This is a genomic window from Catenulispora pinistramenti (assembly GCF_018274385.1).
Taxonomy (GTDB): domain Bacteria; phylum Actinomycetota; class Actinomycetes; order Streptomycetales; family Catenulisporaceae; genus Catenulispora; species Catenulispora pinistramenti.
Genome location: NZ_JAAFYZ010000369.1, coordinates 1 through 5,917, shown reverse-complemented (window position 1 = coordinate 5,917; position 5,917 = coordinate 1). Strand labels below are relative to the sequence as shown.

Genomic DNA, 5,917 nt, shown 5'->3' with positions numbered 1-5,917 from the left:
GGAGTGTGGGGCGGGAAAGGATCGGGATCGGGATCGAAGGCGGAGAAGAGAGCGCGGACGCTGCCGCCGGTGCGGGTCACCAGCGTCCCGCGCCGAGGTCCCGCGAGATCATCTGCGCCGCGTTCTGGACGAACTCGACCAGGGCCGGATCCGGGTGGCCACCGGAGGGACACAGCCGGTCCACCGCGCCGGCGACGCTGATCGCGCCGACCACCAGTCCACCGTAACCGCGGATCGGCGCGGCGATCGAGGCGTGGCCCAGCGTCGACTCCTCGGCCTCGGCGGCCCAGCCCTGCTCGCGGATCCGCGCGATCTCGCGGTTCAGGGCCGCCGGGGTGACCAGCGTACGCCGGGTGAGCTGTTCGGGGACCGACTCCCGCAGGGCCGCCGCGGCCTGGGTGTCGTAAGCCAGCAGCACCTTGCCCAGCGCGGTCGCGTGCAGCGGCTGCAACGCCCCGACGACCAGGGCCTGAAGCGAGTCGTCGGGCCGGAACACGTGGTGCACGATGAGGACCTTGCCGTCCAGCAGCGTGCCGATCATCACCGCCTCACCGCTGCGGGCGGCCAGCGCGTCGGCCCAGTTGATGGCGCGCGAGCGTAGCTCGTTGATGTCCAGGTAGCTGGTCCCCAGGTGCAGCAGGGTGGCGCCGAGCTGGTACTTGCCGCTGGCCTTGTCCTGTTCGACGAACCCGACGCCCTGCAGGGTGCGCAGGATGCCGTGCGTGGTGCCCTTCGCCAAGCCCAGCGACGTGGCTATCTCACCCACCCCGAGCCGCCCGGATCCCCGGGCCAGCAGCCGCAGGATCGCGGCGGCTCGTTCGATCGACTGCACCGGGCCTGGCATGGCGCCGATGATAGCTGGCCGAACCTTATTCGACTATGTCGAACAACGATCGGGTAACGGCTCGAATAGTCCGGAAGAGTCGACTGCCATACGCTCTGAAGAGGAGTACAGAGCGTGTTTCCGGCATATGGCGTGACGCTAGCGCAGGTGATCGGGCCTGACCAGAGTTCGACAATGTCGCACGGCATACGTTGACGCGGTGTTTCGGGAAACGGATTCTGGCCGTGAGCCCGTGACCGGAGTCACGCCCCGGGGCGGGCCGCCGGCGGGCCCCGGTCGCGGGTGTCCGAGAGGTCCTTTGCTAGGAGGAGACGTGGCAGAACGGATCAGAGCACGGGGGCTTCTGGGGGAGCTGGCGGCCGAGTTCGCCGGCACGTTCATTCTCATCTTGTTCGGTGTGGGCGTGGTGGCTCAGGTCGCCGCCGCCGGCATCGGCAGCCATGACAGCATCGCCTGGGCCTGGGGCCTGGGCGTGACGCTCGGTGTGTACGTCTCGGCCAAGATCAGCGGCGGGCACCTGAACCCGGCGGTCACCGTGGCGCTGGCGGTCTTCGCCGGCTTCTCCTGGCGCAAGGTCGCGCCCTACGCGCTGGCCCAGACGCTCGGCGCGTTCGTCGCGGCGCTGATCGTGCGCTGGAACTACACCGAAGTGCTGGCCAAGTTCGACCCCGGGCACACGCTGAAGAGCCAGGGCGTCTTCTCCACCCTGCCCGGTAACGGCACCCTGCCGGTGAGCATGTGGGGCGGGCTCCGGGACCAGGTGATCGGCACCGCGATCCTGCTGTTCCTGATCCTGGCGATCACCGACGCCCGCAACACCGCGCCGGCGGCGAACCTGGCGCCGGTGGTGATCGGCCTGCTCATCGTCGCGATCGGCATGGCCTGGGGCACCGACGCCGGCTACGCCATCAACCCGGCGCGCGACTTCGGCCCGCGGCTGGCCTCGTTCTTCACCGGCTACGGGACAGCGTTCCGAGATCAATACGGCGATCTCTACTTCTGGGTGCCCATCATCGGCCCGCTCATCGGCGGTGTACTCGGCGCCGGGCTGTACCGCCTGCTCATCACCAGGTTCCTGCCCGCCGAGTCGGAGGGCGCGGACATGCCCGACACCTCCAAGCCGTCGGAAGAGACCTCGGCCTGACCGGCCCCAGCAGACAACGGAACCTCAGCGCAGAAAGGCACCAGGAACATGGCTCAATACGTCGGCGCCGTAGACCAGGGCACCACGAGCACCCGGTTCATGATCTTCGACCACAGCGGCCTCGAGGTCGCCCGGCACCAGCTCGAGCACGAGCAGATCCTGCCGCGGGCCGGCTGGGTCGAGCACAACCCCACCGAGATCTGGGAGCGGACCCGGGCGGTCATCGAGACCGCGCTGAACAAGGCCGGCCTGCACGCCTCGGACCTGGTGGCCGTGGGCATCACCAACCAGCGCGAGACCACCCTGGTGTGGAACCGCCGCACCGGGCGGCCCTACTACAACGCGATCGTCTGGCAGGACACGCGCACCGACCGGATCGCGGCGGCGCTCGACGCGGACGAACGCGGCCAGACCATCCGGCGCAAGGCGGGTCTGCCGCCGGCCACCTACTTCGCCGGCGGCAAGCTCCAGTGGCTGCTGGAGAACGTCGAGGGCCTGCGCGCGGACGCCGAGGCCGGCGAGGCCCTGTTCGGCACCGTCGACTCCTGGATCATCTGGAACCTGACCGGCGGCATCGACGGCGGCCTGCACGTCACCGACGTCACCAACGCCAGCCGCACGATGCTGATGGACCTGCAGACCCTGGACTGGGACGAGGAACTGCTGTCGATCTTCAACGTGCCGCGCGCCATGCTGCCGCAGATCCGGCCGTCGTCCTCCAAGGACGGCTACGGCGTCACCCGGGCCGACGGCCCGCTGCACGGCGTCGTGCCGCTGACCGGTGTCCTGGGCGACCAGCAGGCCGCGACCGTCGGCCAGGTCTGCTTCACCCCCGGCACCTGCAAGAACACCTACGGCACCGGCAACTTCCTGCTGCTGAACACCGGCCACGAGATCGTGCACTCGGAGAACGGGCTGCTGACCACGGTGGCCTACCAGTTCGGCCAGGAGAAGGCGGTCTACGCCCTGGAGGGCTCGATCGCGGTGACCGGCTCGGCCGTGCAGTGGCTGCGCGACCAGCTCGGCATCATCTCCGGGGCCGCGCAGAGCGAGTCGCTGGCCCGGCAGGTCGAGGACAACGGCGGGGTCTACTTCGTCCCGGCGTTCTCCGGCCTGTTCGCCCCCTACTGGCGCTCCGACGCCCGCGGCGCGATCGTCGGGCTCTCCCGCTTCAACACCAACGCGCACCTGGCCCGGGCCACCCTGGAGTCGATCTGCTACCAGACCCGCGACGTGGTCGAGGCCATGGAGCAGGACTCCGGCGTGAAACTGGACGTGCTCCGGGTGGACGGCGGTGTGACCGCCAACGAGCTGGCCATGCAGATCCAGGCCGACGTGCTCGGCGTCCCGGTCTCCAAGCCGGTGGTCGCCGAGACCACCGCCCTGGGCGCGGCCTACGCCGCGGGCCTGGCGACCGGCTTCTGGGCCAACACCGACGAACTGGTCCGCAACTGGAACGAGGACCGGCGCTGGCTGCCGCAGTCCGACGAGGCCAGCCGGGCCAAGGGCTACCGCAACTGGAAGAAGGCGGTCGCCCGCACTCTCGACTGGATCGACTTCGAGGACTGACACTGTGCAATCGATTCCCCTCGGCCCGGCACACCGCCTGGCCGCCCTTCAGCAGATGGCCGATGAAGAGTTCGACGTCCTGATCGTCGGCGGCGGCGTGGTCGGCGCCGGAGCCGCCCTGGACGCGGCGTCCCGGGGTCTGTCCGTGGCCCTGGTAGAAGCGCGGGACTGGGCCGCGGGGACCTCGAGCCGGTCCAGCAAACTGATCCACGGCGGGCTGCGCTACCTCGAGCAGCGCGACTTCGGCCTGGTCCGCGAGGCGCTGACCGAGCGCAGCCTGCTGCTCAACCGGATCGCGCCGCACCTGGTGCGGCCGGTCCCGTTCCTGCTGCCGCTGCGGCACCGGGTCTGGGAACGCGCCTACATCGGCGCGGGCGTGCTGCTGTACGACACCATGGGCGGGGCCCGCGCGCTGCCGCGGCACCGGCACCTGACCAAAAGCGCGGCCCTGCGCCAGGGACCCGGCCTGAATCCGGACACGATGGTCGGCGCGATCCAGTACTACGACGCGCAGGTCGACGACGCGCGCTTCACGATGGCGCTGGCCCGGACCGCCGCGCAGCACGGTGCGCAGGTCGCGACCCGGGCCCGCGTCACCGGCTTCCTGCGCGACGGCGGCCGGGTCACCGGCGCGGTCGTGCACGACCTGGAAGGCGACCGCAGCATCGAGATCCGGGCCCGCCGGGTGATCTGCGCGACCGGGGTCTGGACCGATGACGTGCGCGAGCTGGCCAACGCCCCGGCGACGGTCACCGTGCGGGCGTCCAAGGGCGTCCACCTGGTCGTCCCGCGCGACCGCATCGAGCTCAAGACCGGGCTGATAGCCCGCACCGAGAAGAGCGTGCTGTTCATCATCCCGTGGGGCCGGCACTGGCTGATCGGCACCACCGACACGGCCTGGGACCTGGACCGCAACCACCCGGCGGCCAGCCGCGCGGACATCGAGTACCTGCTGGAACACGTCAACGCGGTCCTGAACGAGCCCCTGACGCCGGACGACATCGAAGGCGTCTACGTGGGACTGCGCCCCCTGGTGTCCGGCACCGCCGACGAGACCACCAAGCTGTCCCGGGAGCACATCGTCACCTCGCCGGCGCCCGGCCTGACCTTCGTCACCGGCGGCAAGTTCACCACCTATCGGGTGATGGCCAAGGACGCGGTCGACGCCGCGGTCGCCGACCTCGGCACGGACATCCCGGCCTCGGTCACCGACCAGGTGACGGTCCTGGGTGCCGAACGCTTCGCGGCGCTGCGCAACGAACGCCGCCGGCTCGCCCAGCGCTCCGGACTGAACCCGGCGCGAGTGGAGCACCTGCTGTACCGGTACGGATCCTGCATCTACGAGCTCTTGGAACTCATCGACGCCGACCGGACGCTGGCCGAACCGATCGCCGGCGCGCGCGACTACCTGCGGGTCGAGGCCGTCTACGCGGCGTCCCACGAGGGCGCGCTGCACGTGGAGGACGTCCTGAACCGCCGGACCAGGATCGCCATCGAGGAGACCGACCGCGGCCTGGAGGCGGCCTCCGAAGTGGCCGACCTCATCGCGCCGATCCTGGGCTGGACCCCGGAGACCACCAACCAGGAAGTCGAGCGCTACCTGGGCCAGGTCCAGGCCGAGCGCGAGGCGGAGTCGCGCACCGACGACTCGGCGGCGGACGAGGCGCGCCGGGCGGCACCCGACCTGTTCGACGTCGGGGTGGGGTGACGATCGCAGGGTACTGACGCATGAGCCTGAGCTTGCCGTGGTTCGGCAGGCTCGGGCTCACTGTGTTAGTGCAAGCCGCAGCCCTCGACCCGCGCCGCCGTCTCACTCCCCAGCAGCCGCAGCGCCGCCTCCGACGGTGAACCGGGCTCGGCGGTGTAGGTGATCAAGTGCTGCCCCGAGCTGCCGGGGATGATCAGGTTCTCGAAGCTCAGCTCCATCATGCCGACCGTCGGGTGCCGCAGCTGCTTCACCCCGGAGGTGCAGGTGCGCACCGGATGCCGGGCCCACAGCGAGCTGAACTCGTCGCTGTTCATGGCGAGTTGCCCGATCAGCTCGGCCAGGGCCCGGTCGCCCGGGTGCCGGCCGGCGACCAGCCGGAGCGAGGCCACGGCCAGCTGCGCCTGGTCGTGCCAGTCCACATACAGCGCGCGGTACTGCTGGTCCAGGAACAGCATCCGGACCAGATTCGGGCGGGCCGCCGGGGTTTCCGGGCCGTCGGCGGCCAGGTGTCCGGCGAGCAGCGCGTGGCCCAGGGGGTTCCAGGCCAGCAGATCGTTGCGCCGGTCCAGGATGAGCGCCGGGACGTCGGTCATCGCCGCCAGCAGCTGCCGCGCCGAGGCGCTGGCGTGCGCCGCCGGGGCCGGTGCGGGGC

The 5,917-nt window shown here is 70.7% G+C and carries 5 protein-coding genes; 3 read left to right on the top strand and 2 right to left on the bottom strand.

Annotated features, from left to right (window positions below; genetic code table 11):
- Positions 1 to 76: 76 nt before the first annotated feature.
- Entirely contained in the window at positions 77 to 844 is a 768-nt protein-coding gene (locus tag KGQ19_RS46915) for an IclR family transcriptional regulator (protein WP_212021834.1), read from the bottom strand.
- A gap of 313 nt (positions 845 to 1,157) precedes the next feature.
- Between KGQ19_RS46915 and KGQ19_RS46910 the strand changes: the two genes are divergently transcribed.
- The 3 genes from KGQ19_RS46910 to KGQ19_RS46900 are packed head-to-tail and all read left to right on the top strand — an operon-like array spanning position 1,158 to position 5,265.
- Positions 1,158 to 1,988: an MIP/aquaporin family protein gene (locus tag KGQ19_RS46910; protein ID WP_307856727.1), complete on the top strand. Its 831-nt coding sequence runs from the start codon at positions 1,158 to 1,160 to the stop codon at positions 1,986 to 1,988.
- 48 nt (positions 1,989 to 2,036) lie between these two features.
- Positions 2,037 to 3,557, top strand: a complete 1,521-nt coding sequence (gene glpK / locus KGQ19_RS46905; RefSeq protein WP_212021829.1) for a glycerol kinase GlpK — start codon at positions 2,037 to 2,039, stop codon at positions 3,555 to 3,557.
- A 55-nt stretch (positions 3,558 to 3,612) separates the two neighbouring features.
- Positions 3,613 to 5,265 (top strand): glycerol-3-phosphate dehydrogenase/oxidase, encoded by a 1,653-nt coding sequence (locus tag KGQ19_RS46900; RefSeq protein WP_230420512.1) that lies wholly within the window; start codon positions 3,613 to 3,615, stop codon positions 5,263 to 5,265.
- A 65-nt stretch (positions 5,266 to 5,330) separates the two neighbouring features.
- On the opposite strand, the gene KGQ19_RS46895 is transcribed toward KGQ19_RS46900, so the two are convergent.
- Positions 5,331 to 5,917, bottom strand: a 587-nt coding sequence (locus tag KGQ19_RS46895) for an MmyB family transcriptional regulator (RefSeq protein ID WP_438801906.1), incomplete at its 5' end; no start/stop codon positions are given.

Bases quoted from the DNA above. Each gene is read 5' to 3' on its own strand.
- KGQ19_RS46915 (WP_212021834.1), bottom strand. From the start codon at position 844: ATGCCAGGCCCGGTGCAGTCGATCGAACGAGCCGCCGCGATCCTGCGG.
- glpK (WP_212021829.1), top strand. From the start codon at position 2,037: ATGGCTCAATACGTCGGCGCCGTAGACCAGGGCACCACGAGCACCCGG.
- KGQ19_RS46900 (WP_230420512.1), top strand. From the start codon at position 3,613: ATGGCCGATGAAGAGTTCGACGTCCTGATCGTCGGCGGCGGCGTGGTC.